Genomic DNA, 2,333 nt, shown 5'->3' with positions numbered 1-2,333 from the left:
CTCCATCTCGTCCTGTAGGTTGACCGCGGTGTTGCGCACGGTGCTGAGCGACACGTGGGGCGCGACGCGCGCGATCTCCTTCATCAGCCTGGGCAGGAAATAGATCTCGCCGATGTCCGTCATGCCGACGGTGAAGGCGCGCTTCGACGTGGCCGGTCGGGCTGATGGCAGCGCTCTCCGCCGTTACCAAGGGCGCGAGCCAAGTGATGATCGTCGACACCCAGCAGGACCGCTTGGCGCTGGCCGAGAAGGTTGGCGCGATCCCGATCGACAACACCGAGGGCGACGGCGTGGAGCAGGTGATGGAGCTGACCGGCGGCAAGGGGGCCGACCGGGGCTGCGAATGCGTCGGCTACCAGTGCTGCAACCTGCATCGCGAAGAGGTGCCGGGTCTCACGATGAACAACCTGGTTGCCTCCGTGAAGTTCACCGGCCGCATCGGCTGCGTCGGCGTGTTCGTGCCGCAAGACCCGGGCTCAGAAGACAAGCTCGGCCGGGTCGGCAAGATGCCGTTCGACTTCGGCATGTTCTGGTTCAAGGGCCAGAGCATGGGCACCGGGCAGTGCAACGTCAAGGCTTACAACCGCTTCCTCAGCAAACTGATCGAGAAGGACAAGGTCAGCCCGGCGTTCATCGTCTCGCACGAGCTGCCGCTCGAGAAAGCGCCCGAAGGTTACGACAACTTCGACAAGCGAAATGAAGGCTGGACCAAGGTGGTCCTGAAGCCGGGCCGCTGACGGCGGCTCTCCGGCTGCATCATCCAATGTCCGCTCGTGGCCGCCGCCGGCCGGTCGCATTTTGCCGTGGACGGACTGCATGGCTGCGCAATGCCGTGGCATGGCATCGGGGGCCGCGTTGTCTCAGCCACGAAAATTTGATGTCGCACTGACGAGATCAACGTCGTTCCGCATTAGCCCAAAACTTCTGCATGGCGCGCACTCTGTCGTTGCGCTCCGTCTTCAGGTAACCAGAGGTCGTTCCAACCGATGAATGGCCGAGGTTGTTTTGAATTATCTGCAGCGGGATTGGTTCAAGGCCAGCGCGACCGTTCAAGGCGTGGGAAGCATGGGTATGTCGCAGCCAGTGCGGCGACGCCGCTCGAAGCTGCTTCGCGTCTTCCGCTTCAAGGCCATCTGCGACGCGCCACAATCCTTTCTTGATCGCCTTATAGAGTCCGGACGCGCCCCATCCTTCGAGACCTTCGCTGAAAGCTGCAAGAAGCGGGATTTTCGAATTCGATGGCGCCTTTGGGTCAGCCGGTAGGCCGGCCGCGCGCAGCTCGGCGCTGAGCTCGTCCACCAGGTGGAGGGGCAGTGGAACTTCGCGAACCTTTTTCCCTTTCCCCACGACCGTCAGCAACCATTCTGGACGATCCATACCTTCGACTTCAACGCAGTCCAAATGACCGAAGGTGGCACCAGTCAGTTCGGACAGCCGCAGTCCCGTGGAATAGAGGATGTTCGCCGCTCGCGAAAGCCGGCGCCCCGCTGAGGATTGGTCCGCATTGAGGCCGGTCGTTACCGCACGCCACTGGGCAGGCGAGAGCGTACGGCTTGAGCCCAACGGCCTACCCGATTCCCGCGGGAGAGAGACCGCGCTGAAGGGATTCCCCATGGAGTAAGACTGCGACTGAAGAAAGCCGTAAAGGCTTTTGAGAATCGAATGGCTGCGGCCCAATGACGCCTCAGAAAGCGGCCCTTCCAGCGGCCGCCAAAGGGGCGACCAACGCTGATGGTGACGCGCGCCGCACCAATCGGGCGGTGGTGACTGGAGGAATGACAAGTAGGCGTTCGCGTCGCCTACGTCAAGCGATGAGATCGGCTTTTTCCGCACCAGGATCGCCCACAGCACCAGTCGTTCCGCCTCCTTGCGGTAGGACCGTACCGTCGGGTTTTCCTTGGCGCCCTCCCCTGCCCGCTTACTGCGCAGCCACATTTCGACGGCCGCCAAGTCGTTGTCGACGCCAAGGAGATTCGGCCCTGGGTTCCGAAAGACGCCGGCGCGCCCGTCGAGCTCGGGCGGCATCTTGAATTTCTCGAACGGAACCACTGAGGTTGATGCGCGCACGACCAGGGCGAGCTCGCCGGGCTGCAGGTGCGTGCGCTGCGTGGCCACGTGCGATCCGATGCGCAGGCCAATTTCTTCTTCATGCTTGCGAAGCCAGTCGACGATGCGCGTGGCTTTCAGCTGGGCGATGCCCGGCACGTGCGCCCACCATCGCAAGCCCACGCCGTCGGCGATGGCGCGCAGAGCCTCGGCGTCCATGAAGTTGCGCAGGCGCGCGATGACGGCCTCGGCCACCTGGTGCTTGCGCGCCAGTTCGGCCAGGGTGT

Annotated in this window: 2 protein-coding genes and 1 pseudogene; 1 reads left to right on the top strand and 2 read right to left on the bottom strand. The window is 63.3% G+C overall.

Annotation, left to right across the window (positions count from 1 at the left end; translation table 11 throughout):
- A pseudogene (locus QMO14_RS33145) lies at positions 1-156 on the bottom strand (LysR family transcriptional regulator); the annotation flags it as partial.
- 8 nt (positions 157-164) lie between these two features.
- Between QMO14_RS33145 and QMO14_RS33140 the strand changes: the two are divergent.
- Positions 165-737: a zinc-binding dehydrogenase gene (locus QMO14_RS33140; protein ID WP_367618195.1), complete on the top strand. Its 573-nt coding sequence runs from the start codon at positions 165-167 to the stop codon at positions 735-737.
- 157 nt (positions 738-894) lie between these two features.
- Here the strand turns inward: QMO14_RS33140 and QMO14_RS33135 are convergent.
- Positions 895-2,333, bottom strand: a 1,439-nt coding sequence (locus QMO14_RS33135; protein ID WP_301512371.1) for a tyrosine-type recombinase/integrase, incomplete at its 5' end; no start/stop codon positions are given.

It is taken from the genome of Variovorax sp. CAN15 (assembly GCF_030462475.1).
Lineage (GTDB): Bacteria > Pseudomonadota > Gammaproteobacteria > Burkholderiales > Burkholderiaceae_C > Variovorax.
This window is presented reverse-complemented; position numbering and strand designations above follow the sequence as displayed.

Bases quoted from the DNA above. Each gene is read 5' to 3' on its own strand.
- QMO14_RS33140 (WP_367618195.1), top strand. From the start codon at position 165: ATGGCAGCGCTCTCCGCCGTTACCAAGGGCGCGAGCCAAGTGATGATC.